Source organism: Variovorax sp. RTB1, from assembly GCF_035018765.1.
GTDB lineage: Bacteria > Pseudomonadota > Gammaproteobacteria > Burkholderiales > Burkholderiaceae_C > Variovorax.
The window spans coordinates 12920-37864 of the sequence record NZ_JASJXG010000025.1; the positions used below are offsets into that span (position 1 = coordinate 12920).

Here is a 24945-nt window from a genome sequence, read left to right on the forward strand (position 1 = left end):
GACCGGTATCCGACGCCCTCCCTCCGCTTGCGGACGGAGGGCGTTTTTCATTCTGTTCCGGCGATGAGTGCGGCCCCTGATTCATTGGCTTTCTGGATCGGCTGTGCGCTGTTGCTGTTCTGGTTCGTCGGTGCCTACAACCGGATGGTCAGGCTGCGTTCTGCGGCCTTCCAGGCGTATGCGATCCTCGACGCCGCATTGCTGCGGCAACTCGAGTTCGTCCAGGCCAACGCGGCCGTCGGGGCGGAGTCTTTGCTGGCAGCCACCACGCAGCTCACCACACTGCTGGCAGCGACGCGGATGCGCCCGCTCGACCCCGAGCGCATCGACGCGCTCGGGACGGCCCTTAACGTCATGCTGTCGGCATGGCAGCGCCTGCATCCCGACGATGTCGTCAGCTTCGATGCCGAGGGCACGCTGTCGCGACCTGCGCCTCTGAAGGGCGTCGACGAAGCGCCGTCATCACCATTTCTCAGCCGCTTCATTGCATGGCCGGAACCATCGGCTGCAGCGGAGATTGCGCGCGGGCAGTTCAACACGGCCGTTGCGCAATACAACGCTGCCATTCGGCAGTTTCCCCCTGTGCTCATCGCCTGGATCACGCGGTTGCGTCCGGCGGCGCCCTTGCTTTGACGCCTTGGACCTCGCCGCAGCGGCGGCAGCTCGCGCGCCCCGTTACCATGGCGGCAACTTGCCCGATCTCACAGACCCCTCCAGCGGCACTGCGCCGAACCAGCCGCCGCTTTGGCGCCAATTGCAGCTGACAGCGATGGCCCTGGCCGCCATCCGGAGCGGCGTGTCCGGCTCCGTCGCCTTCGAAAATGTGGAGACCGCCATGCGGCCCGGCGTGCAGGCGCTCGGCTTCCAGGTGCTGCGATGGCTCGGGCGCGCCGAGGCGCTGCGTCGGCACCTCGCCAAACGCACGCCACCACCGGCCGCCGACGCGCTGCTTTGCACCGCATTGGCTTTGGCGTGGGACGTTGGCCGTGCGCCGTACGAGCCCTTTACTTTGGTCGATCAAGCCGTCGAGGCCGCCAAGCGCAACCCCGCCACGCGTGCCCAAGCGAGCTTCATCAACGCCTGCTTGCGGCGCTTTCTGCGAGAGCGCGACGAGCTGGTCGAGGTGACGGAACGCGAGCCGGTCGCGCAGTGGAACCATCCGCGCTGGTGGATTGAGCGGCTGCGGCGCGACCATCCGCGCGATTGGCAGCGCGTGCTTACGGCCGACAACCTGCAAGCGCCGCTGACGTTGCGCGTCAATCTCCGCAAGACGTCGGTTGCCGACTACCTGGTCGCCCTGACAGCCGACAGGCAGACCGCCAAGGCCGTGGGCACGAGCGGCGTGCAATTGGGCCGCGCGCGACCTGTGCTGCAACTGCCCGGCTTTGCCAAAGGCGAAGTGTCGGTTCAGGACGCCGCCGCGCAGCTCGCCGCGCCGCTGCTGCTCGAAGGCTTCGATCTGGCGTCCGGGGCGCGTCTGCGAGTGCTCGACGCCTGCGCCGCGCCCGGCGGCAAGACTGCGCACCTGCTGGAGCTCGACCGTGGACGCGGCCTCGATGTCACCGCGCTCGAAATCGACGCCGCGCGCACTGGCCGTATCCAGGAAACGCTGACGCGGCTCGGATTGCAGGCGAATATCGTCGTGGCCGACGCTGCGCGACCGGAAAATTGGTGGGACGGTACGCCATTCGATGCCATCCTGCTCGACGCGCCTTGCACGGCGTCGGGCATCGTGCGTCGCCATCCGGACGTCCGATGGCTGCGCCGTGAGAGCGACATCGAGCAGCTGGCGGCCCAGCAAGCCCAGCTGCTGGCCGCACTCTGGCCGCTGGTGCGGGCTGGAGGACGTCTTGTCTACTGCACCTGTTCGGTTTTTCGTGAAGAGGGCTCGCACCAGATCGATGCGTTTCTTGCGCACAACACCGACGCCCGATTGCGACCTTCGCCCGGCCATTTGCTACCCCAAAGCGCCGGGATTGCCCATGCCGTCCCGGACAATGCCTTGGGTGAACACGACGGTTTCTTCTACGCCCTGCTCGAAAAGCGCACCGGCTGAGTTGCGCGCTCTGGCAGCGGTCGGTTTGCCGATGCGCCGGCGTCAGATCGTCGCGCTCGCAGCATTGCTTGTCATTGGCACGCTGGCAGGTGTGACGAAGCCCGCCTTGGCCGACTCGCCCCAAGCCTCCATTACTCAAATGCGGCTGGAGGAGGCCGACGACGGCATCTATTTGACCGCGCAGGTCCAGTTCGAACTGCCCCTGGGCGTCGGTGAGGTGCTCGACAAAGGTATCGCTATCTATTTCGTGGTCGACGCGGAGCTTTATCGTGAGCGTTGGTACTGGGCGGATCGCAAGGTCGGGTCGGCCACGCGCCACATGCGGCTGGCTTACCAGCCACTCAGCCGGCGCTGGCGGCTCAACGTGTCGTCGGTGCCTATCGCGAATGCGGGTTTGGGCGTGTCCTTGAACCAGAACTTCGACAGCCTGCCCGAAGCTCTGGACGCGATCAAACGCGTCGGAAGGCTTCGGCTGGCCGACCGGAGCGAGGTTGGCGACGAGGCGACGCAGCCCGTGCAGTTCAGTTTCAGGCTCGACACCACGCAACTTCCGCGGCCGTTCCAGATCGGCGTGGCGGGGCAGGCCGACTGGAACATCGTGGTCGAACGCAGCGCGCGCCTGGCACTGGAGAAACTGAAGTGAGTAGCGGAAATGGCGGCCCTCGCGGCGGCGCGTCGTCACCCGCTGCGCGCCGTTCGCGCGCCGTGCGCTGGGCCGTCGGCGTAGGGGTCGCACTGGTTGCGGCCATCGGCTTGGTGCTGATCTTCCTGCTTGCGCAGGCGACCAACAACCGCGCGCTCTACGAGCAGAACTACGCGCGCCTCTTCGGGATTAACGTCGTGGTCGCGGCGCTACTGGTGCTGGTGATCGGTTGGGTCGCTTTCAGGCTGTTGCGCCGGTTGCAGCAGGGCAAGTTCGGCAGCCGGTTGCTCATCAAGCTGGCGGCCATCTTCGCGCTCGTTGGCGTCGTACCGGGCGCGCTGGTGTACGTGGTGTCCTATCAATTCGTCGCAAGGTCGATCGAAAGCTGGTTCGACGTCAAGGTAGAGGGCGCGCTCGACGCCGGGCTGAACCTCGGCCGTGCCACGCTCGATTCCTTGTCCGACGAGCTCGCTTCCAAAGCACGCGTCGCCAGTAGCCAACTCGCCGAGGTATCCGATGCGAGCGCCGGCCTGCTGCTCGAGCGTATTCGCGACCAGTTGGGCGCCAGCGACGTGGTGCTCTGGACGGGCACCGGGCAACTGGTCGCCAGTGCCGGCGCCTCGCGCTTTCAGCTCAGTCCCGAGCGACCGACGCAGCAGCAGTTTCGACAGGTGCGCGCCGATCGACCGATCGCGCACATCGAAGGGCTGGACGAAGTGCCGGCACCGGGCACCAATGCGCCACCCGCCGCCACCATTCGTGCCCTGGCGCTGGTCCAGCGACCGGGCTTCGATTTCAATACCGAGCCTCGCTACCTGCAAGTGACGCAACCTCTGCCGCCCGCCGTCGTTGCCAACGCGCTGGCGGTGCAGGAAGCCAACCGCGAATACCAGGAGCGAGCGCTGGCGCGCGAGGGCCTTCGGCGCATGTACATCGGTACGCTCACGCTCAGTCTGTTCCTGGCGGTGTTCGGCGCCGTGCTGCTGGCGGTGCTGTTCGGCACCCAGCTGGCGCGACCATTGCTGGTATTGGCCGACGGCGTGAGGCAGGTCGCAGCTGGCGATCTGCGACCGACCGCAGTGTTGCAAGGCAGGGACGAGCTTGGTGGGCTGACGCGCTCTTTCGCCGTCATGACGCAACAGCTGTCGGACGCCCGCGGCGCGGTCGAAAAGACGATGGGGCAGCTCGACGCCGCGCGGGCCAATCTCCAGACCATTCTCGACAACCTCACCTCGGGCGTGATCGTGTTGGACGCGAGGGGCACGATGCTCTCGATCAACCCCGGCGCCACGCGTGTTCTGCGGGCGCCGCTGGCCGCATTCGAAGGTCGCTTGCTGAGCGAAGTGCCGGGCCTGACCGAGTTTGGGCAAGACGTGCAGCAGCAGTTCGACGACTTCCAGGTCGAGCGCCTGCAGCATGGGCTGGACCATTGGCAGCATGCTTTCGAGTTGCACGCTTCGGGCAACGGCCTGTCGCAGGACGCCATCAATCTCGTGGCGCGGGGGGCGGAGCTGCCGGGCGCCGCTCGGCTTCTGGTGTTCGACGACATCTCCGAAATCGTGTCGGCACAGCGCGCGCAGGCATGGGGCGAGGTGGCGCGGCGGCTGGCACATGAAATCAAGAATCCGTTGACGCCGATTCAGCTGTCGGCAGAGCGGCTGGAGATGAAGTTGTCTGGCAAGGTGGCAGCGCCTGAACAGGCGATCCTCACCAAATCGGTCAAGACCATCGTCGACCAGGTCGACGCGATGAAGCGGCTGGTCAACGAGTTTCGTGACTACGCCCGCCTGCCCGCTGCAGACCTCAAGGCGGTCGATCTCAACGCACTCGTCGGCGACGTGCTCCAACTGTATGGTGCCGAGAACGCGCCTATCGCCGTGTTGTCCGAACTCGACCCGCGTTGCCCGCCGATTCGAGGCGATGCACAACAGATTCGGCAGGTGATTCACAACCTTTTACAAAATGCTCAGGACGCGGCGGAAACGGCTGCCCACAGTCTCGGTCGCGCCGGCGAGATCAGCATTCGCACGCGCCTTTCCGACTCCGGCCAACGGGTGCGATTGACGGTGCAGGACAGTGGGCCGGGCTTCGCCGAGAACATCCTGAAAAGAGCGTTTGAACCCTATGTCACGACCAAGACCAAAGGCACCGGTCTCGGGCTCGCGGTGGTCAAGAAAATCGCCGATGAACACGGTGCGCGCATCGAGCTGAGCAACCGCGTGTCCGACGGAGCTGTAGCAGGAGCGCAAGTCTCGTTATCATTCGCGTTGGCAGGCGATCCGCAATAGCGGTCGCTCACACCGAAGACGCAAAGTCTTTCTTTGGCGAGCGGGCCTCATACCGGCGCAGTAAACAAGCATTCATGGCAAATATCCTCGTGGTCGACGACGAGCTGGGCATACGAGACCTGCTCTTCGAAATTCTCAATGACGAAGGCCACAACGTGGAACTCGCAGAGAACGCAGCCGAGGCGCGCGCCGCACGGCTGCGCGCTCGGCCCGATCTCGTGCTGCTCGACATCTGGATGCCGGACACCGATGGCGTCACGCTCTTGAAGGAGTGGTCGACAGCTGGCTTGCTCAGCATGCCGGTCGTGATGATGAGCGGCCACGCGACCATCGACACGGCAGTGGACGCTACCCGCATCGGCGCGTTCGCTTTCCTCGAAAAGCCGATCACGATGCAGAAGCTGCTCAAGGCAGTCGAACAGGGTCTCGCTCGCGAGAGCGCACGTCGGGCTGCTGCGAACGTGGTGCCGGCTGCCGCATCGAGCAGCTTCGCTGCAGCGCTGACCACTGTGAGTGACAGCACGATGGTGCCGCCCCCCCTGCACATCCCAGCTACGGACCCAGGCCCCCAATCGAACCAAAGCTTCGACCTCGACCGCCCATTGCGTGACGCACGCGACGGCTTCGAAAAGGCGTACTTCGAATTTCACCTCGCCATGGAAAACGGTTCCATGACGCGAGTTGCCGAGAAGACCGGCCTTGAACGCACGCACCTCTATCGCAAACTCAAACAACTTGGCGTCGACCTTTCTAGGGGCCGCCGCAGCGCGGTATAATTTGAGGCTGCATTCGAGCTTGCAAGAGCTTGTGTGTATGGCCCGGTAGCTCAGTTGGTAGAGCAGCGGATTGAAAATCCGCGTGTCGGTGGTTCGATTCCGCCCCAGGCCACCAAATTGAAATCAACGGATTGCGCGTCAGCGCAATCCGTTTTTTTATGCGGGCCGCAGTGGCGGGCCGCCTCACCCCATGACAGCTGCGTAAGACCGGCAATCCGCCGCATAGCAAGTGCAGGCAGCGGCTTCCAGGCCTTTGCGATCGAGCACTGTCACGTCACCACGGTGATAGCTGATCAGCCCATCGCGCCGCAATGCGCTCGCTGCAGAAGTGATTCCCACCCTTCGAACGCCGAGCATGTAGGCCAGAAATTCATGCGTGACACGAAAACCGTCCGAGGCTGCTCGGTCCTGGCTCATCAAGAGCCAACGGGCCAATCTTGGTTGCACGGAGTGAAAGCGCACACAGGCGGTCGATACAGCGAGCTGAGCCATCAGCACATGGAGATAACGAAAGACCGCGCTTTGCAACGCCGGGCTTTGGCTCAGCTCGGCGCGAAAGGCGCGAGCATTGATCCGCAATGCCGACCCGGTACCTTGTACCAGCGCGTGCAGAGGCTGCGAAGCCACGCCGAGCGCCAGATGCGCACCCAGCATGCCTTCTTGTCCGACCATTCCGACCTCTATGCCTTGGTTCCCATCGATGACGGACACCAGCGAGATAAAGCCCTCCGTCGGAAAGTAAACGTGACGCGTGGACGTTTTGGCTTCGCAAAGGACTTCGGACAGTACCAGCGGGTGCGGTTCGCAGATTGCGATGAGCCTGGAACGGGCGGCGCGCGGCAGCCGCTCGATCATTTGATTCGACGAAGTGGGCAAGAAGGCTTTCGGTTGCTGGCGCCTCCGAAAGGGGGAGGAGCCAGCAGTTGCAGGCCGTGTCGCGAATGCCGTTTCGAAGCGAACGGACAGTATGAGGCCGGTCGATAGGCGCCGCGAAACCGTTTGTCATTGCACGTGCCCTCGTGCTGCACGCACGTTCGCTTGCGTACAGACCGATTCAACTTGCGGGTCTACAAGAGTAACTCAAGCTTGCAACATTCAGACGGAGACTCCAAGCCATGAACGACGATGGTTTTGCTGCGGACTATTCCGTCGATGATGCGATGGGCACTACGACGGTGCCGCACATGCCATCGAGCAGTGTCAGCGCGTCGTTCGATGCATGGGTGCAGCTGACCGAGGCTTTCGCCGAGCAGATGCGCTTGCTCGAAACCGGGGCTGCATCCGCGCGTCCCGAGGCCATTCGCCTCGGACATTTGCTGGAGCAGATCAATCACGAACTGCATGTCGACAAGCAGCTGGGCTTGCCGGGCCGCATCGACCCGAGCTGGAGTTCAGCGCCGGCGCCGGTACGCTAGGGTTGCGCTAGAAGTCGACCAGGCTCAGGCCGATGCTCAGCACAGTGCGTTTGCGGTTGTAGTCGACCAGCGTATCGCCGTACCCATGGAACAGCTGCGTATGAAAGCGCAGGTTGCTCCTGGTCGGATCGCCGATGGCCTTGAGCCACTCGAAGCGCACCGACCCGCGGCCACTGTCGCGCAGGTTGTTGCGCACCGTGACGCCGAGCGTGTTGTCGCGATTCAAGTTCCAGCGGCCGGTGATCTCAGCGCGACCGACAAAGTTCTCGATATCCGGGTTGTCGTCGCTCTGGGCGCTCTCGTTGATGCGCTTCCAGATGCGGCCGGTGACGGTAAAGCGGTCATCCAATTCCATGCCGCCCATCAGGTACGTACGGTTCCAGCTGCGCGACAGCGGCAGGCTCTGGCCATTCGAGTTGTGTACCAGACCGAGGCCGGCATAGCGCCATCTCCACCCCCCGGGTAAGGCGAAGTCGGTGGGGTAGACGTACATCAGCTCAGGCTCATGGTCGGTAGTGCGAAAGGGGCGCGACAGCTCGCTGTTGAAAATCTGCCAGGTCGATTGCTGCGAGTAGCCGAACCAGAGCGAATCCTTTTTTTGTGGATCGTTTTGCGTCAGCAGGCCTTGCGCCAGTTTGGTTCTGATCGAGACGCCGATGCGCATCTCGTTGGCCTGGTACGCGGTCGCGGTGCCGGTGTGACCTTCGGCCGGTGACGTCGGGATTTCCAGCTTGTCGCTGGCCGCTGAAAACGAGACATTGATCGGGCGATAGCCACGGAACACGAAGGTGCCGCAGTCGCTGCCGTTCTCCAACTCCCAGAAGCGCGACAGCTCGGAATATTGGCGGTCGCGGCAACCTTCTTCGGTGCTGACCGACACCACGCGGGTTGCCGGTATGGACGCATCGACGGGGGTGGCCGGCTGTGTCGTGGCCAGCACGGGCGGCGCGGTCGGTACGGACGTCGGTGGCAGAGTCTGCTGCTGAGCCCAACGGTCGTAGCACGCGAGCCGTGCGTCGTTGCTCGCCCCCAGCGCGCTGCACTGCTGCCAGGTGAGTTGCGCGCTGGCGAGTTGGCTCGGTGGCTTGTCCGCAGCTTGCGCCTTTGCGCCTGCGAAGCCAAATAGGGCCAGCAGCGCGGCGAGCGTACGAATGTTTGAAGTCATTGCTGTCCTTGCGATCATCGATATGTGCCGGTCTTGTGGAGCACGAACGGATGCGTGCTCTCGTCGGCGACGTTGCGCCACGTCCCCCTGAATTCCTCGCCACAAGAGCCGGGCTGCAGCGTGCCGTCCCACACGCCGCTGATGCTGCGCCCGTCTTGCGATTCGTCGATTGCAAGCTGACCTTCGGCGTCGATGTCGCCTGCAAGTTGCGCTACCGAGCGCAAAGCAGCGTCGCCACTTCGGGCGCCATCGCGCGTGATCGTGCCGCGCACACCGTCGTAGTCCGGGTGCTTGCCGAGCGTGACGATGGCTATCGCGGGCGCATCGTCGAAGCGGACTTGCCAGGTGCCGTAGAGCATTTCGGTCGACATGTCGCTCGCACTTGCAGGACACGTGCCTGATCCGCTATCTGCCATAGCGGTCGTTGAGGCGATGCAGCCTGACAGCAACAAGGTGGCAGCCAAAGCTCTCATGGCGCAGCGGCGGCGGCTGCTGCAGCGGCTGCGCTGTCCAGTGCCTTGCGCGCGAACTCGGCACGCAGGGCCTTGAGCTTCTCGCGCGGATCTTCCTTGGCGGTGGTCTTGTCGAGCGCCATTTCAGCGATGAAGCGGCTCGGAATGCCGGCGATCATCTCGCGGCCTTTCTTGCGCTTCTTGGTCCAGCTCACGGCCAGCGTGCGTTGTGCACGCGTGATGCCGACGTACATCAGCCGGCGCTCTTCCTGCAGCCGCTCCAACGTGCTCTCGCTGATCTTTTCCTGCTTGCCGTTGTCATCATCGAGCTTGAAGGGCAGCAGCCCTTCGGTCACGCCGACGAGCATGACGTGCGGCCACTCCAGACCCTTGGATGCATGCAGCGTCGACAGCGTGACGACGTTCTGGTCCTTCTCGCGTTCGCTGATGGTCGAGAGCAAAGAGATGGTCTGTGCCACTTCGAGGAGGCTCTTGCGTTCGCTCTCGACCGTCGCGCCCGACGCATCGTCGATCTCGCCGCCGGCGCGGGCCGACATCCAGTCGCAGAACTCCAGCACGTTGGTCCACCGTGCAGCCGCGACCTGCTCGCTGTCTTCACCGTCGTACAAGTGCTTCTCGTAGTCGATCTCTTTCAGCCACTCGGTCATGAAAGCGCGCGAATCTGCGGCGCCCATGGTGCGGCGCGCCTTGTATTCGAGGTCGTTGATGTAGCGGCCGAACTCGTGCAACTGCTCATGCGCGCGCTTGGCCATGACGCTGGGCAACGACGGGCTGAACAGCGCCTCGAACAAGCTCAGCTTGTATTGGCTCGCGAAGGTGCCCAGGCTGGCCAGCGTCGTATGGCCGATGCCGCGCTTGGGCGTCGTCACTGCGCGCAGAAACGCCGGATCGTCGTCGTTGTTGACCCACAACCGGAACCAGCCGCACAGATCCTTGATCTCGGCCCGATCGAAGAAGCTCTGCCCGCCCGACACCTTGTAGGGAATGTTGGCTTTGCGCAGCGCTTGCTCGAACACGCGTGCCTGGTGATTGGCGCGATACAGCACCGCGAAGTTGCGCCACTCCAGGTGCTGCGTGCCGGTAGAGCTTTGCGTGATGGTTTCGCCGGCGCGCAGGCTCTGGATGCGCGCCACTGCGCGTTCGGCTTCATGCGCCTCGCTGTCGGCATCGACCACGCGCACCGGTTCGCCTTCGCCCAGTTCGCTGAACAGCGTTTTCGGGAACAGCTTCGGATTCGGCGCGATCACGTTGTTGGCCGCACGCAGGATGCCGGATGTGCTGCGGTAGTTTTGTTCGAGCTTCACGACCTTGAGCGTCGGATAGTCGATCGGCAGCTTTTTCAGGTTGTCCAGTGTCGCGCCGCGCCAGCCGTAGATCGACTGGTCGTCGTCACCTACCGCGGTAAAGCGCCCGCCCGCGCCGACGAGCGCCTTCAGCACTTCGTACTGAGTCGCGTTGGTGTCCTGGTATTCGTCGACCAGCACATGGCCCAGCGTGGCTTGCCACTTGGCGCGCACATCGGCGTGTTGCTGCAGCAGCTTGAGCGGCATACCGATCAGGTCGTCGAAGTCGACACTCTGGTAGGCCGACAACCGCTCTTCGTAGCGGCCCATCACTTTGGCGGTGATGCGCTCGTTGTCGTCCACGGCGATGGCCTCAGCCTGAGCCGCATTGAGGCCCATGTTCTTCCACTTGCTGATGGTCCACTGCCAGATGCGCGCGGTCGCGGCATCGGTGGTGCCGCCGGCATCTTTGAGGATCTTGGTGACGTCGTCGCTGTCGAGGATGCTGAAGGCGGGCTTCAGGCCGAGCACTGCGCCGTCTTCCCGCATCATGCGAACGCCCAGCGCATGGAAGGTGCAGATCACGACCTTCTTTGCGTCACGCCCGATCAGCCCTTTGGCGCGTTCGCGCATTTCGGTAGCGGCCTTGTTCGTAAAGGTGATGGCCGCGATGCGGTTCGGCGCCATGCCGGTTTCGATGAGCCGTCCGATCTTGTGCGTGATGACCCGGGTCTTGCCGGAGCCGGCACCGGCCAGCACCAGGCACGGCCCGTGCAGATAGTTGACCGCTTCCTGTTGCGCGAGATTGAGACCGGATGACATGGGGGCAGGGTACTTAGCGGGTCGGCCAGCGGGGCTGTGAGCGGAAAGCGATGAATGATACGGGCCACCAGCAGCGGCACCGGCAGCCCCGACAATCGCCGCGTGCTGCAGATTTTTCTTGTCACCTTTCCGTTCTTCGCGCTGATCGCAGCTGGCTATGCGGCAGCCCGTGGTCGGGTGCTGCCGCTGGATGCCATTCCGGGCCTCAACACCTTCGTTCTTTACTTCGCGTTGCCGTGCATGCTGTTTCGCTTCGGCGCCCGCACGCCCATCGCCCAGTTGCTCGACGGCAGCGTTGCGCTGGTGTGGGGCGTGTGTGCGCTGATCGTGGTCGGTGCCGTGGTGTGCGGTACGCGGAGTGCACGCATCGGATGGAACGACGCGGCCTTCGGAGCGCTTGTAGCGGCTTTTCCCAACACCGGGTTCATGGGTGTGCCATTGCTGGCTGCGCTGTTCGGGCCGCAGGTGGCGGGGCCGGTCATCATCACGATCGCCTTCGATACGTTGGTGACGTCGTCCGTGTGCATCGCGTTGTCGCGGCTCGACGGCGCCGACGACCACGGTGCGGCCAAAGCGGTCCGTCAGGCGATGCGCGGCATGTCGGTCAATCCGCTGCCGTGGTCCATCCTGCTCGGCGCGCTGGTGTCTGCGGTGCAACTCAAATTGCCCGCGCCCATTACGGACACGATTGCGATGCTGGCCGATGCCGCCTCGCCTGCGGCGCTGTTCACTATCGGCGCGGTGCTGGCGCGCTCGGCTTTGTTGAGCCGCGGTCACGCCCTGCAATTTCCCGAAGCGCCGCACCGTGGCCTGTCACGCATCGGTGATGTGCTTCCTGTGGTCATCGTCAAACTGGTGGTGCATCCGCTGCTGGTCTATGCGGTGGCGCGCGGAGCGATGGCGCTGGGTTTGCCCATCAGCCCGATGGCTCTGGCGGCGATCGTGCTGGTCGCGGCCTTGCCGAGCGCAAGCAATGTGGCGATGCTGGCTGAGCGCTTCGGCGCAGACAACGGGCGCATTGCGCGGATCATTCTGTGGACCACGGTGGCGGCATTCTTCAGCTTTCCGCTCGCGGTCGCATGGATTCGCTGACATCCTGTTCGTTGGGTCTGGACACCGATTGACCGGCACTTAACCCCATTGCTGCGCGTCGGCCGTAGAAGTCGGACGGTTCAATTTCGACCGTTCTTCAGGAGCACTTCCATGGCCCGTTCTATCGACCTTCCTGCACTGAGGCGGCGTTTGTTGCTGGCGTTGCCGGCCATGGCGTTTCTGGACGCCTGCGCCGGGCCGAGCTGGTCGAGCTCAGCGCCGCTCGCATCGACGACGACGGGCGGCCGCTGGTTGCAACTCGAAGTGGTCGACCGCGACACCGGCCAATCGCTTCCGGTCTATGCGAGCGGCGGTGAGCGCTATGTGCCTGGCCGGCCGGGTGCGCGATACGGGCTTCGCATTCGCAACTTGCGACGCGAGCGCGTGCTTGTCGTGATGGCGGTCGACGGAGTCAACGTTCTGACGGGGCAGACCGCGGGCTGGCAGCAGAACGGTTATGTGCTCGGCCCGCTCGACGCAGGCCAGATCGATGGCTGGCGTAAGACAGACCGCGAGATCGCCGCCTTCGAGTTCACCGCACAGGCGCAGTCTTATGCGGCGCGGACGGGCCGGCCGCTCGACGTGGGCGTGATCGGCATTGCGGTGTTTCGTGAGCGGGTGTCCGTGGCGGCACCGATGCCGTTGGCACCCCGGCAGGCACTGCGGCGTGACGGCAGCGATCAAGGGGCGGCGCAGAACGAGCGCAGCGAGTCGGATGGCCGCAGCGAGCGACGTGAGCGAAGTGTGCGAGAGGCACCTGCGCCGTCGGCATCGCCCGTCCCGGAAACGCGTGGCGAGGCCAAAGCCTCTGCCGGGCCGTCCGGCCCATCCAGCGAATTCAGCGCAGACAGCACAGCCAAGCTAGGCACAGGGCATGGCCAACGCGAAGAATCGGTGGTAGGGCACACGCGCTTCGAGCGGGCCGCAAGCGCGCCCGAAGCAGTCATCGCCGTGCGATACGACAGCCGTGCAAATCTGGTGCGTATGGGTGTGTTGCCGGCCGACGTCGATGTGCCGGACCGGCCTCGCCCTTTCCCGGCCAATCCACGCAACCCGCAGTACGGCTTTGTGCCGGACCCGGGCCACTGGTAACTGCTTGTACCGCTAAGGCGTCAACACGCCGAGCTTGTAAGGGTCGGCATCGCTCAACGCCTCGCACTTCGAAACGTCGCGGCCCTGCGAGCCATCGCAGTAATAGGTGTTGTAGACGCGGCCGAAGAGCGTCGGAGTCGAACTGAACAGCAGCCCATGGTCTGGCTGCCAATTTTCGCGTGGCGCCGATGGGGCTGCGGACGAGACCGTAGCGGGAGATGCGACGGTGGTTGCAGACAGTGCACCCCTCGGCGAGTCGGAGGTCGACACTGGCAGTGTCGCAGGCCTCGACGAGGAAACGGCGGTGAACTCCGCCAGCGTTTTCTGTGCTTCGTCGCCGCGCCAACGGCTTTGCAACTCACTGGGATTGGGCCGCATCGCGACCGGAATCAGCAAGCCGTTGACCTGTATCCCGCGGCCGAAGCGATGCTCCTTGCCGGCCAGAAACGCGTAGGCGCAGGCGGCGTAACACTGGCCGCGTGCTTCGGTGTTGACGCCGCTGGCTCGGATGGCCTTGGCATAAATCTCGGCTGCCTCCGCGGTGCCACCGAACGAGTCTTCGAAGACGACAACGCGAACTTTTCCGGTGTCGAGGTGCTCGATGAATGCTTTGGTAGCACTGCCGTCGAGCATGCCGCTGACGCGCAGGCGCGGACCTTCAAGTTCCAGCTCCGCCGCCGACGCAGGAAATGCAGTGCTGGCAACCGCAAAGGCGGCGAGGGCACCGAGGACACTCAACAAGGCTGACAGCGTTTTCACGGCGTTCTCCGGTAGTCGACACATCAGACACCTGCCTGCTTACGGTTTGCTGAGCAGGGTCAAGGCATCGCTTCATTTTGCAGACTATTTGATCGCCAGGGCGACCCGCCATTCGCGCTGCGTCGCCCGCATAGTCTTGCTCTCTATGCCCGCCTCCTTGCCGCTCCGTGCCTCTGGCCTATTGCCTGGCAATCAGTCGGCGGTACTCGCTCCTCTTCATCGCGACGTAGTCGTCCTTGGGCATCTCGTGCAGCTGCAATGCGTATTGCTCTGTGGCATCGAACCAAGCCGCGGTACGCTGGTCCTGCTGCTGCGGCGAGGGCGCATCGAGATAGGCGTCGATCGCGAGGTAGTAGCGCATGGTGTTGCGTTCGACCACGCCGCGCACGCCGCCGATGTAATCGGGCTCGCCTTTGCCGTTCTTGCCTGTGACGGTGAAACCTACCTTGTCACTTCCGATGGTGCCCAGGTAGACCTGCATCGCGATCTTGGCCGCCGCGCCGTAGCCATACGAATAGCCGAGATGAATGAAAGTCGTGCTGGCGTCGATAGGCGTTGCCTCGAGCACGATGCGGTAGTCTCGCGTCGACATCGGCCCGCTCGCGGCATTCAGATTGACGTCGAGGTAATCCGCTGTCGCGGCCTTGAGCGAGTAAACGAAATTGACTTGTGAGGCGTCGGCCACAGGCTGATCGAACTTGCGCCCGACGGCAACATTGAGCGTCGGGCTGGCGCCGCTTCCCTGCACGCCGCAGTATTTGGTATTGAGATGCAGCATGAGCACACCGCACCATGTGGCCGGCAGCTTGAAGGCACTGGCGACATCGGCATACGGATGGTCCACCACCGCATAGATATTGCCGCTCAGCTTGCCCGAGCCTTCCTCGGACTGAAGCACCAACTTGCGATGAAACGGATTGCTGGCCAGGGCCGGCGTCATCGTCTTGTATTGCGCTCGCAAGCCCTCGGCGCTCGAGTCTTCCTGCGCATGGGCCGACCAAGGCGCCAGGGAAATCATCAAAGGCATGACCCAACGCAGCATGCGTCTCGGCATTGGAATCGACTGGTTTTTCATCGCCAGAGATTAGGGCGCGAGCGCCTCTCGCGGCGTAGGAAGAACGGACAAAAAACAAACCTCGACAGGGTTGGGCGGGACGTCTGCAGCGGTTCACATTCAAACTTGAATGTGTCGAATCGTGTAGCTATTTGGTATTCATGACACTGTTAGAGTGCCTCCCAAAACAGGGGGGTTCAATGACGTCGACGCGGCATCGCATCGAGGAAAACGGGGCGGGCGCTGCTGCATTGGCCGAGAGCACGAAGCCGTTCGAATACGAGATCACGGGTCTAATCGCCGAAGGCGACTTCGGTATCGTCTACCTCGCCTTCGATCCTTCTTCAAGAGAGCGCATTGCCATCAGGGAATACCTGCCGGCTGCGCTGGCTGCTCGGTCGGCTGCATCGCCCGCGGTGGTCGTCAAGTCGGAGCGGCATGTCGACCTTTATCAGTCGGGGTTGCGCAGCTTCATCAACGAAGCCCGGACGCTCGCGCGCTTCGATCATCCGGCCGTCGTCAAGGTGCTGCGTTGGTGGGAGGCCAATGACACGGCGTATATGGCCATGCCGTACTACGAAGGCCCGACGCTGGCGCAGTGGCTCGCCGATCTCGGTCACGCTCCGGACGAAAAGCAGCTGCTCGATCTACTGCACCCGTTGCTTGCCGGGCTTTCCGCGATGCACGCGGTGCGTTGCCTGCACCGCGACGTAGCGCCCGAAAAAATCATCGTCTCGCGCAGTGGCCCGGTGTTGCTCGACCTTGGCGCGGCACGCCGCGTTATCGGCAATATCGCGCAGACACCCAATGCTGCGCGCCAGCTCGGCTTTGCATCCATTGAGCAATACGGCGAGGCGCCGTCAATGAAGCAAGGCCCCTGGACCGACCTGTATGCACTGGCGGGCGTGGTGTACGCAGCGGTCACCGGCGAGCGGCCGATGGCCGCGATCGAGCGTTTGATGGAAGACCGGTTGGTGTCGATTTCAGAGCGGGCCAAAGGCCGGTACGGCATGCCGTTTCTCGCCGCAATCGACAACGCACTGGCGCTGCGACCGCAAGACCGAACGCAAACGGCTGAAGCGTTCTGGGCGCAACTGAATGGCCGTGAAACCGAAACGCCATCGACGAACTCCGGTAGCTCATCGGATAACAACGGGACGTACCCGACCTACCCGGCCCCGCTCGAGCCGGTCGAGCAAGGCGCATGGCAGTCGACTGCTGAGACGCGGCTCGATCTGAGTGAGATGGACCCACTCTGGTCGAGCGACGCCGCGCTCTCCGCCACATCGCGTGGCGGAGTCCGGCGGCAGGGCAGTGCACGTTACTTCGTGGTCGCAGCGCTTTGCGTCGCACTGGTCGCTGCCGTCATCGGCGGCGCGATGTTCCAGGCGCGCCATGCCGACGCTGAAGCACGCTCTGCACTCGGGCAGAAGCAGGCGTTGAAGTTGAGGCAGATGCGCGAGGCGGTCACGCGCACTCACACGGAGGTCTCGCCGCTTCCTGGACTTCCCGCCCAGGCCGCACCACCTGCGCCGTCCGCAACGACCCGGTTGGCCACGGAGTCAAAGGCGTCGACATTGCCGGAGCCCATGGTGATTTTTTCAATGGCGTCGACCGCATCGGCCAAAGCAAAAGCGGTGGCCGCCAGCGCAACCGCCCATCCAACCGTCGCCTCTCGCAGTAGATGCAGCGAGCTTCTTCAATCCGCTTCGCTCGGACCACTTCGAGCCGGCGATACCTCTCTTCTTAAAAGCGAATGTCGATCATGACTTTTTCCGTATCCGTGCTCTCCTTTTCTCGGCTGCGCGGGCTCAAAGCAGTGTCCTTGTCCGTAGCCTTGATGCTCGGCTTGACCATCGCAGGCTGTGCCAGCACCGAGTCGGCACCGACGACTGCAGCGCAACGTGTCGACCAGGCCGTCGCGCAGGTCACCGACACGCTGGTGTCACAAACGCAATCGTTGTCGGGCATGTTGGACACAGGTCGCCGCGGTGTGGTGCTTGATCCGATGATCGATGCGAACAGCGGGCAGCAGACCGTATCGACGCAGCTGCTGCAAAGCCGTGTTTCGGATCGCATCCGGTCGAAGCACGCATCGCTTGAGCTGCTGCCGTTTCAACGCGCTAACCTCGACAAGGCCACTTATCTTTTGACGGGCACGCTCACACGTCAACGGCAGACCGGCAAGTCACGCGGCGCACTTCAGATCAACCTTGCGTTGACCGATTTGCGCAAGGGCATGGTGGTCGCGCAATCGTCGGCCGTGTTGCGCGACGACGAGCTCGACAACACGCCGCTGGCTTTCGAACAAGACAGCCCGGTGCTGCCCAAAGACCAGCTCATCGAAGGCTATGCGCGCACCACCGTCACGCCGGCCGGGCAGCCTGCCGACGCGTATTACGTGCAACGCTTGCCGGTGGCGCCGATCGTGAGCGAGGCCGGCACCGCCTACAACGCGGGCCGCTATGAGGACGCACTGAATCAATACAACCTGGCCAACGCGACACCCGCTGGTGAGCAACTTCGGGTGCTGAGCGGGATCTACCTTGCATCGGTCAAGCTCGATCGCGCCGCCGAAGCCGACAAGGCGTTTGGGAACATCGTCGCTTTCGGCATCGCCAACAAGCAACTCGGGGTGAAGTTTCTTTTCAACCCCGGCACCACCGTGTTCTGGTCCGATCCCAAGGTCAGCGGTTCCTACGGTCTGTGGCTCGCGCGCATCGCGCAGGTCAGTACGCAAGCGAACGTCTGCATGGACATCGTCGGCCACACCAGTCGCACCGGCGCGGAGTCGCTGAACGATGCGCTGTCGCTGCAAAGAGCCGGCTACATCCGCCAGCGGCTGACAGGCGTCTCTGGCGTGCTGGGCGACCGAACGCGCGCGGCCGGCATGGGCTTTCGGGAGAACCTCATCGGCAGCGGAACGGACAACGCGGTCGATGCGCTGGACCGCCGTGTCGAGTTCAAGATCGTCGGCTGCGGCCGCGCCGGCTGATCCGAAACCAGTCAGATCTGCTGCGGGTCGACATCGACCAGCCAGCGGATCACGCCTTTGCCCTCGGCGCTGCGTCGCACGGTCTGCAACAGTGGCTGCCACGCCGCCAACAGGCGTTGCAACGCGGCTCGCGAGCCGCTCTCAATCAGCATCTGCGCTCGCTCCACGTTGGCGACCCGCTGGATCGCGAGCGGCACCGCCGGGTAGCGGGTCACGTGTTCGGCGCCAGGTAACCCATCGGCCGCCGTGCTCGCGGCAGTCAAGAAGGCCTGCGCCGACTCCTGCGTCCGCGCGTCGGCACGCAACAGCGCCTGGAACGCGAAAGGCGGCATGCCGGCGGCGCGGCGTTGCTCGAGTTCCGACGCAGCGAACGCCGCGTAGTCATGCCGGCGCAGGGCTGCAAACAACGGGTGCTGCGGGTGCGAGGTCTGCAGCCACATCTCGGCGCGGCTGCCTTGCGCCGCGAGGTAGGCGGCATCGCGCCCTGCGCGTCCTGCCGACTGCATCAGCAATCCGAACAGACGCTCGGGTGCCCTGAAATCGCTGGAAAACAAGGCGCCGTCCGGGTTCACCGCGGCAACCAAAGTGATTCGGCGAAAGTCGTGGCCCTTGGCGATCATCTGCGTGCCGACCAGCACGTCGACCTCGCCGGAATGCACGGCCGCCAGTTGCGATTCGAGCGCGCCTTCCTTGCGCGTGCTGTCGGCGTCGATTCGCGCGATGCGAACGGCGCTGCCATCCGGTCGCTTCACATCGGCGAAGAGCTCTGCCAGGTGTTCCTCCAGCCTTTCGGTGCCGCGCCCCACCGGCGCGATGTCAGGGTTGCCGCAGGCCGGGCAGGCGCGCGGCACTCGCTCGGTAAAGCCGCAATGGTGGCAACGCAGGGTGCGGTCGATCTTGTGGAACACGCGGTATGCGCTGCAGTGGGGGCACTCGCTTTTCCAGCCGCAATCGCCGCAGGCCAGCACCGGCGCGTAGCCGCGGCGGTTCAGGAACACCATGCTCTGCTCGCCACGCGCGATGCGTTCGCCGATGGCGGCGAGCAGCGCGCCCGACAGCACCGTTTTCGGCGGCTGCAGGTTCATGTCGACCAGCCGAACCGTGGGCAGTTCGCCGGCGCCTGCACCGGCCCCACCGTCGCTGCTGCCTCTGCTTGCGGCGCCGATGCGCGACGGCATCGCCAGCCGGACATAGCGGCCCCCCGCGTCGTCGCCCTCCGCGGGGCGGCTCTGATGCCAGCTTTCGAACGACGGCGTGGCCGAGCCGAGGATGACCTTGGCGCCTTCACGCTGGCCGCGCCACACGGCCAGATCGCGTGCCGAATAACGCGCGCCTTCCTGCTGCTTGTAGCTCGGGTCGTGTTCTTCGTCGACCACGATGAGCTTCAGCCCCGGCATCGACGCGAACACCGCCATCCGCGTGCCGAGCACGATGCGCGCCGTGCCGCTGTGCGCCGCCAGCCAGCTCGCGAGGCGCTGCGGGTTGGTCATGCCGCTGTGCAGCGACACGACGGCGTCGGCGCCAAAGCGTGTCTTGAAGCGAGCTTCGAGCTGCGGCGTGAGGTTGATCTCCGGCACCATGACCAGCGCCTGCGCTGCGGCATTGCGTACCAGCAGCTCGGCGACCGCGCGCAGATAGACCTCGGTCTTGCCGCTGCCGGTGCTGCCGAACAGCAGGAACGGGCCGGCCTCCGCATCGAATCGTGTCAGCGCAGTCTGCTGCTCGGAACTGAGCGCCACGGCGCTCTCGGCGCTTTCCGACAGCACATCGACCCGGCCAGACACCTTGCGCTTGAGCCGCCGCGCAAGTTGCGCCGTGCTCAGATCGCGCAACTGCGGCGGCAGCGCTGCCAGCGCCACTTCACCCAGCGAGCGCTGGTAGTAGCGCGCCGAGAACGCCACGAGATCGCGCCACGCATCGCCCAACGGCGCAAGGGCATCCAATGCGGCACCCACGGGTTTGAGTGTCAGCTGCGGGTCCGGCAGCGCTTGGCCCCATACCACGCCGAGCACCTCGCGTGAACCAAAAGGCACACGGACCAGGGTGCCTGCGACGAGCGGCACGGAGCTTGCGTAAGTCAAAAGTTCTCCCAGCGCACTGTGAGCCGGGGTCTGCACCGCCACCTCAACGTGCCAGTTCATGGCCGCCTCCGGTACGCGTGTTTCTTAAAGCGAAGTTGAACAAGACGGGTTAAGTCGTTGATTTCCTTGTCCTTTGCAGATCATCCAGAGTTTGTGTGGATAACTTTGTTGATATCCTTGCCTGAGACGCCGCAGAGCCCCGCAAATCAAGGGCTTCGCTGGAATGCCCACAAAAAAAGCAAATCTGGAAATCCATATGAATCAATGACTTAGGAGCGCTATCGCTTTGGTAGCAGGGAATACTTCACGCACGCTGTTTTTGCGCACCGCAGCAAGACTTTTGTGCATAAGTCAATCGGCGCTCGTGGTTTTTAAGGGTTGACAAGTGTGAACTGGCTTGGTCGGCCTTACAGCCGCTCACAGTTCTTTCGAATTCTTCAGGGAACTGCGCGCCATGCGAGAGTGCGAATGAACCGCATCGACCAACGCAGAAACGTGCTCCGGCGGCGTGAACTGGCTGATGCCGTGACCGAGGTTGAAGATGTGCGTCGGGCCGGTTGTCGTGCGGTCAGTGTGCGGCACGCCAAAGCTGTTCAGCACCTTCACGACCTCTGCCTCGATCTGCGCCGGCGGCGCGAACAGCACGTTCGGATCGATGTTGCCTTGAAGCGCCTTGGCCCCTTGGCCTTCACCCGCCAGCGCGCGCGCTTTGCCGAGGTTCACCGTCCAGTCGAGCCCCAGCACTTCGCAATCGAGCGACCGCATGGCCTCCAGCCACGGGCCTCCGCCCTTTGTGAAGACGATTCGCGGCACCGGCGTGCCGTCGACACCGTTGCGCCGCAGCTTGGCAAGCACCCGCGCGGTGTAGGCGAGGCTGAATTCCTGAAAGGCGCCGTCGGCCAGCACGCCCCCCCAACTGTCGAACACCATCACGGCTTGCGCGCCGGCTTCGATCTGGGCGTTGAGGTAGGCGGCGACGGCGTCGGCATTGACCGCGAGCAGTTTGTGCATGAGGTCGGGGCGACCGTAGAGCATGCTTTTGACCATCCGATAGTCGCTGCTGCCTGCGCCCTCGACCATGTAGCAGGCGAGCGTCCACGGGCTCCCTGAAAAGCCGATCAGCGGCACGCGTCCATCGAGCGCACGGCGAATCGACGTCACGGCGTCGAATACATACCTGAGCTTTTCCATGTCCGGTACCTCGAGTGCGGCGATCGAGGCTTCGTCACGCAGCGGTCGGGCAAAGCGCGGGCCTTCGCCTGCTTCGAAAGACAAGCCAAGGCCCATCGCGTCGGGCACGGTCAGGATGTCCGAGAACAGGATCGCGGCGTCGAGCGGGTAGCGGGCCAGCGGCTGAAGCGTTACTTCGGTTGCATAGTCGACGTTGGTCGCAAGCCCCATGAAGCTGCCGGCGCGTGCGCGGGTGGCGACGTATTCGGGCAGATAACGGCCGGCCTGGCGCATCAGCCAGACGGGCGTGTGGTCGGTGGCCTGACGCCAGCAGGCGCGCAAAAACGTGTCGTTTTGAAGAGGTGCGAAGGTGGAGGCGGAGGGCATCGTGGGATTGTCGCAGGGGCTTTTGAGGGCGGGTGCGTCGAGGGGCCGCATTGTTGGCATGCTGGGAACGCCTACCTACCGGAGTTTGCTCGTGAGTGCCCTTTTTTCGCCTTTCACCTTGCGTGATCTCACGGTGCCCAATCGCATCGTCGTCTCTCCCATGTGCCAGTACTCCGCGACCGACGGGCAAGCCAATGCATGGCATCTCATTCATCTCGGCGGCCTCGCCTTGTCGGGGGCGGGCATGCTGATCATCGAAGCGACTGCCGTGGAGGCACTCGGCCGCATCACACCGGGTGACCTCGGCCTGTGGGACGACGTTACCGAAGCGGCACTGGTACCCATGCTGGCCGCCATCCGACAGGTTTCGAACACGGCCGTCGTGATGCAAATCGCCCATGCTGGCCGCAAGGCATCGAGCCACGTGCCATGGGATGGCGGGCAACTTATTCCAGCCGACGCGCCGGACGGCTGGGTGCCGCACGCACCGTCGGCCGTGCCGCAGAAAGCAGGCGAAGCGGCATCACTGGCGCTGGATTCCGCCGGCTTGCAGCGCGTGCGCGATGCCTTCGTCGCTACGGCGAAACGTGCAGCGCGGCTCGGCATCGACGGCCTGGAAATTCACGGCGCGCACGGCTATTTGCTGCACCAGTTCTTGTCGCCCATTAGCAACCGGCGCAACGACGAATACGGCGGGTCGCTCGAGAACCGGATGCGCTTTCCGCTCGAAGTGTTCGACGCGGTCCGTGCCGCTTTCCCCGCCGACAAGCCGGTCGGGCTGAAAGTTTCTGCGACCGATTGGGTCGAAGGTGGATGGGACATAGGGCAGACCATTGCCTTCGCCAAAGAGCTGAAGACACGCGGCGTCGACTGGATCGACGTCTCCTCGGGCGGCATCTCGCCACTGCAGAAAATCACCGTTGGTCCCGGTTACCAGGTGCCTTTCGCCAAGGCGGTCAAAGAGGCGACGGGCGTGACGACCATGGCGGTCGGCCTGATCACCGAGGCGCGTCAAGCCGAGGACTTGATTGCCAGCGGGCAGGCCGACTTCGTCGCGCTCGCCAGAGCGATGCTGTACGACCCGCGCTGGGGTTGGCATGCCGCGGCAGAACTGGGTGCGACCGTCGAAGCGCCGCCGCCGTATTGGCGCGCACCGCCTCGCGAGCACCAGGCCGTATTCGGCAAGACCGCGTTCGGCGCGCGTTGACGCGGGCTTCAGCTCAGGCCGGCACGCCGTAAGGCCGCGGCGCTTGCCGCCGGTACAGCACCAGCGTGGCGATCAGCCCGCAAATCGCAGCCGCCGTCATCCACAAACCGGGAGCGCCCTTGTCGCCCGTCATCTCGATCAGACCGGTCGCGATGGCCGGTGTGAAGCCGCCGAAGATGGCCGTCGCCAGGCTGTATGCCAGCGAGAAGCCGGCGGTGCGCACGTTGACCGGCATCACCTCGGTGAGCGCCACCACCATCGCACCGTTGTAGCTGGCGTACAGGAACGACAGCCACAGTTCGACTTCGAGCATGTGAATAAAGCTTGGCGAACCGACCAGCCATTTCAGCGAGGGGTACGCGGTGAAGATCGCCAGCACCGTGAAGATGATCAGCAGCGGCTTGCGGCCCACGCGGTCCGACACTGCGCCCATCACCGGCAACCAGATGAAGTTCGAAATCGCCACGCACAGCGTGACGATCAGCGCATCGGTCGTACTCAGGTGCAGCACCGCCTTGCCGAAGGTCGGCGTGTACACGGTGATGAGATAGAAGCTCACCGTCGTCATCGACACCAGCATCATTCCGGCGACCACCAGGCCCCAGTTGGCGACCATCGACTGGAAAATTTCCCGCGCATCCGGCCGATGCTTGCGCGCCATGAACTCTTCGGTTTCCTGCAGCGAGCGGCGCAGGAAAAACAGCACCGGCACGATCAGGCAACCGACGAAAAACGGAATGCGCCAGTAGAAGTCGGTGACTTCGACCTGGGTGAAGGTCACGTTGAGCCAGTAGCCCAGCGCCGCCGCGACGACGATCGCCACCTGCTGGCTGGCCGATTGCCACGCAACGTAGAAGCCCTTGTGGCCAGGCGTCGCCATTTCAGACAGATACACCGACACGCCGCCCAGGTCCACGCCGGCCGAAAAGCCTTGCAGCAAACGGCCGATCAGCACCAAAACGGGCGCGGCCAGGCCGATGGTCGCGTAGCCCGGCGCGCAGGCGATGAGCAGGGTGCCGACCGCCATCAGCGCCAGCGTGACGATCAGGCCCTTGCGCCGTCCGACCCGGTCGACGTAGGCGCCGAGAAAAATGGCACCGAGCGGGCGCATCAAAAAGCCCGCGCCGAAGGTCATGAAAGTCAGCATCAAGGATGCGAACTCGTTGCCGGTCGGAAAGAACGCCTTCGAGATCTGCGTGGCATAGAAGCCGAACAGAAAGAAGTCGAACATCTCCATGAAATTACCGCCAGTCACGCGCAGGACGGTGGCGAATTTCGAGGAGGAAGCGATGGAAGTCGTCCCTGGTGTCATGGTCAGCGTCTCAAGTCGTTGGCCGGCAACTCGCGAAGCGAGCTCACCACACTTGACCGGAGGCTGACTTGATTGGTCAGCTTTGGTCCGCGCCTGCGTTCAGGCCTGGACCGGCTAGGCTTTGTACCGGACCGAGTTCCCGTAGGCGCGCGTCGTTGCAGCCGAAATCGGCTTGCCGCCGAAGGCTTCGCCCAATGCCTGGTTCACGTAGTTGGTCGCGGTCTTGACGTCATCGAGCCGAGACGATGCGATGCTGTCGATGGCGCCTGCGTAGACCAGCATCCCCGTGGGGTCGATGATGGAGATGTGCGGCGTGGTGCGCGCACCGTAAGCCTGGCCGATGGCACCGTCTTCGTCCATCAGCACAGCGCTCGGCGCGGCACCTTGCTCTTTCATCCAGCTGTCGAGCTCGGCCGGCTTCAGGTAGTCGCTGGCGGCGCGTTCGGTCGAGTTGATGGACAGCCAGACCACGCCCTTGGACGTTGCGGACTTTTGGGTGGCGGCCATGTTGCCGCTGCCGTAGTGCTTGCGAACGAAAGGGCAGCCAGGGTTGGTCCATTCGAGCACCACGAACTTGCCGGCGAAGTCCGAAAGCTTGTGCTGCTGACCGCGGGTGTCGACGGCGATGAAGTCGGGCGCCTGCTGGCCGACGGACGGCGCTGCGAAGGCAGTGGTGCCAACCAAGAAGGTGGCGCCAAGCGCCACAGCCGCCGCCATGACGGCGCGGCGCGAGGCGCGGTCGAGTGCGGCACGGGCGTTGCGTGCGGTCTGCGCGACACGGCGGGTGCGGGATGGAGAAGACGAGGGCGTCGCTGATCCGCGAGACTCGTTGGATTTGCTGGATTCAGTTTGGGAAGGAGATGGCTGTGCCAACT

General features: G+C 64.0%; 20 protein-coding genes, 1 tRNA gene and 1 pseudogene. 12 read left to right on the forward strand and 10 right to left on the reverse strand.

The window, feature by feature from the left end; all coding sequences use genetic code 11:
• The first annotated feature begins 63 nt into the window (after positions 1–63).
• From QN397_RS15960 to QN397_RS15985, 6 genes and pseudogenes are all read left to right on the forward strand, one after another.
• Entirely contained in the window at positions 64–633 is a 570-nt protein-coding gene (locus tag QN397_RS15960; protein WP_323498363.1) for a lema family protein, read from the forward strand.
• A 136-nt stretch (positions 634–769) separates the two neighbouring features.
• Positions 770–2056, forward strand: a complete 1287-nt coding sequence (rsmB, locus tag QN397_RS15965) for a 16S rRNA (cytosine(967)-C(5))-methyltransferase RsmB (protein ID WP_323498408.1) — start codon at positions 770–772, stop codon at positions 2054–2056.
• Complete coding sequence (locus QN397_RS15970) at positions 2007–2699, forward strand: DUF4390 domain-containing protein (protein WP_323498364.1); 693 nt, start codon at positions 2007–2009, stop codon at positions 2697–2699. The genes rsmB and QN397_RS15970 overlap by 50 nt, the downstream gene beginning before the upstream one ends.
• Positions 2696–5016 (forward strand): annotated as a pseudogene (locus QN397_RS15975) (ATP-binding protein); the annotation flags it as partial. The gene QN397_RS15970 and the pseudogene QN397_RS15975, both read left to right, overlap by 4 nt.
• A gap of 45 nt (positions 5017–5061) precedes the next feature.
• Positions 5062–5763 (forward strand): response regulator, encoded by a 702-nt coding sequence (locus QN397_RS15980; RefSeq protein ID WP_187053263.1) that lies wholly within the window; start codon positions 5062–5064, stop codon positions 5761–5763.
• A gap of 39 nt (positions 5764–5802) precedes the next feature.
• Positions 5803–5878, forward strand: a tRNA-Phe gene (locus tag QN397_RS15985).
• 68 nt (positions 5879–5946) lie between these two features.
• On the opposite strand, the gene QN397_RS15990 is transcribed toward QN397_RS15985, so the two are convergent.
• Positions 5947–6639 (reverse strand): Crp/Fnr family transcriptional regulator, encoded by a 693-nt coding sequence (locus QN397_RS15990; protein WP_323498366.1) that lies wholly within the window; start codon positions 6637–6639, stop codon positions 5947–5949.
• 239 nt (positions 6640–6878) lie between these two features.
• On the opposite strand from QN397_RS15990, the gene QN397_RS15995 reads away from it, so the two are divergent.
• On the forward strand, positions 6879–7178 hold the full coding sequence (locus QN397_RS15995; RefSeq protein WP_323498367.1) for a hypothetical protein: 300 nt from the start codon (positions 6879–6881) through the stop codon (positions 7176–7178).
• Between the two features lie 7 nt (positions 7179–7185).
• Here the strand turns inward: QN397_RS15995 and QN397_RS16000 are convergent, their stop codons facing one another.
• The 3 genes from QN397_RS16000 to QN397_RS16010 form a co-directional block, all read right to left on the reverse strand.
• A complete protein-coding gene (locus tag QN397_RS16000) occupies positions 7186–8343 on the reverse strand; it encodes a phospholipase A (RefSeq protein WP_323501417.1) in 1158 nt (385 codons plus the stop codon).
• A gap of 14 nt (positions 8344–8357) precedes the next feature.
• The gene (locus QN397_RS16005) at positions 8358–8714 is read right to left on the reverse strand and encodes a hypothetical protein (RefSeq protein ID WP_323498369.1); all 357 of its coding nucleotides are present in this window, start codon (positions 8712–8714) and stop codon (positions 8358–8360) included.
• 98 nt (positions 8715–8812) lie between these two features.
• Positions 8813–10921, reverse strand: coding sequence for an ATP-dependent helicase (locus tag QN397_RS16010; RefSeq protein WP_323501418.1), 2109 nt, complete (start codon positions 10919–10921; stop codon positions 8813–8815).
• 102 nt (positions 10922–11023) lie between these two features.
• On the opposite strand from QN397_RS16010, the gene QN397_RS16015 reads away from it, so the two are divergent.
• The gene (locus tag QN397_RS16015; protein ID WP_323498409.1) at positions 11024–12013 is read left to right on the forward strand and encodes an AEC family transporter; all 990 of its coding nucleotides are present in this window, start codon (positions 11024–11026) and stop codon (positions 12011–12013) included.
• 111 nt (positions 12014–12124) lie between these two features.
• Positions 12125–13105, forward strand: a complete 981-nt coding sequence (locus tag QN397_RS16020; protein WP_323498371.1) for a hypothetical protein — start codon at positions 12125–12127, stop codon at positions 13103–13105.
• A 12-nt stretch (positions 13106–13117) separates the two neighbouring features.
• Here the strand turns inward: QN397_RS16020 and QN397_RS16025 are convergent, their stop codons facing one another.
• Positions 13118–13864, reverse strand: a complete 747-nt coding sequence (locus QN397_RS16025; protein WP_323498372.1) for a hypothetical protein — start codon at positions 13862–13864, stop codon at positions 13118–13120.
• Positions 13865–14042: 178 nt separating this feature from the next.
• Positions 14043–14939: a hypothetical protein gene (locus QN397_RS16030; protein WP_323498373.1), complete on the reverse strand. Its 897-nt coding sequence runs from the start codon at positions 14937–14939 to the stop codon at positions 14043–14045.
• A 179-nt stretch (positions 14940–15118) separates the two neighbouring features.
• On the opposite strand from QN397_RS16030, the gene QN397_RS16035 reads away from it, so the two are divergent.
• Together QN397_RS16035 and QN397_RS16040 are read left to right on the forward strand one after the other, a co-directional pair.
• A complete protein-coding gene (locus tag QN397_RS16035) occupies positions 15119–16687 on the forward strand; it encodes a serine/threonine-protein kinase (RefSeq protein WP_323498374.1) in 1569 nt (522 codons plus the stop codon).
• Positions 16684–17913: an OmpA family protein gene (locus tag QN397_RS16040; RefSeq protein ID WP_323498375.1), complete on the forward strand. Its 1230-nt coding sequence runs from the start codon at positions 16684–16686 to the stop codon at positions 17911–17913. The genes QN397_RS16035 and QN397_RS16040 overlap by 4 nt, the downstream gene beginning before the upstream one ends.
• Before the next feature lie 11 nt (positions 17914–17924).
• Here the strand turns inward: QN397_RS16040 and priA are convergent, their stop codons facing one another.
• Positions 17925–20054 (reverse strand): replication restart helicase PriA, encoded by a 2130-nt coding sequence (priA, locus tag QN397_RS16045; protein WP_323498376.1) that lies wholly within the window; start codon positions 20052–20054, stop codon positions 17925–17927.
• A 357-nt stretch (positions 20055–20411) separates the two neighbouring features.
• Positions 20412–21551 carry a uroporphyrinogen decarboxylase gene (hemE, locus tag QN397_RS16050; protein WP_323498377.1) on the reverse strand — a complete coding sequence of 380 codons (1140 nt, stop codon included), beginning with the start codon at positions 21549–21551 and terminating at the stop codon, positions 20412–20414.
• A gap of 91 nt (positions 21552–21642) precedes the next feature.
• Between hemE and QN397_RS16055 the strand changes: the two genes are divergently transcribed.
• Positions 21643–22758, forward strand: a complete 1116-nt coding sequence (locus QN397_RS16055) for an NADH:flavin oxidoreductase/NADH oxidase (RefSeq protein WP_323498378.1) — start codon at positions 21643–21645, stop codon at positions 22756–22758.
• Positions 22759–22771: 13 nt separating this feature from the next.
• On the opposite strand, the gene QN397_RS16060 is transcribed toward QN397_RS16055, so the two are convergent.
• Together QN397_RS16060 and QN397_RS16065 are read right to left on the reverse strand one after the other, a co-directional pair.
• Positions 22772–24070 (reverse strand): MFS transporter, encoded by a 1299-nt coding sequence (locus tag QN397_RS16060; RefSeq protein WP_323501419.1) that lies wholly within the window; start codon positions 24068–24070, stop codon positions 22772–22774.
• A gap of 114 nt (positions 24071–24184) precedes the next feature.
• Positions 24185–24787, reverse strand: a complete 603-nt coding sequence (locus tag QN397_RS16065) for a redoxin domain-containing protein (protein ID WP_323498410.1) — start codon at positions 24785–24787, stop codon at positions 24185–24187.
• Positions 24788–24945: the final 158 nt, after the last annotated feature.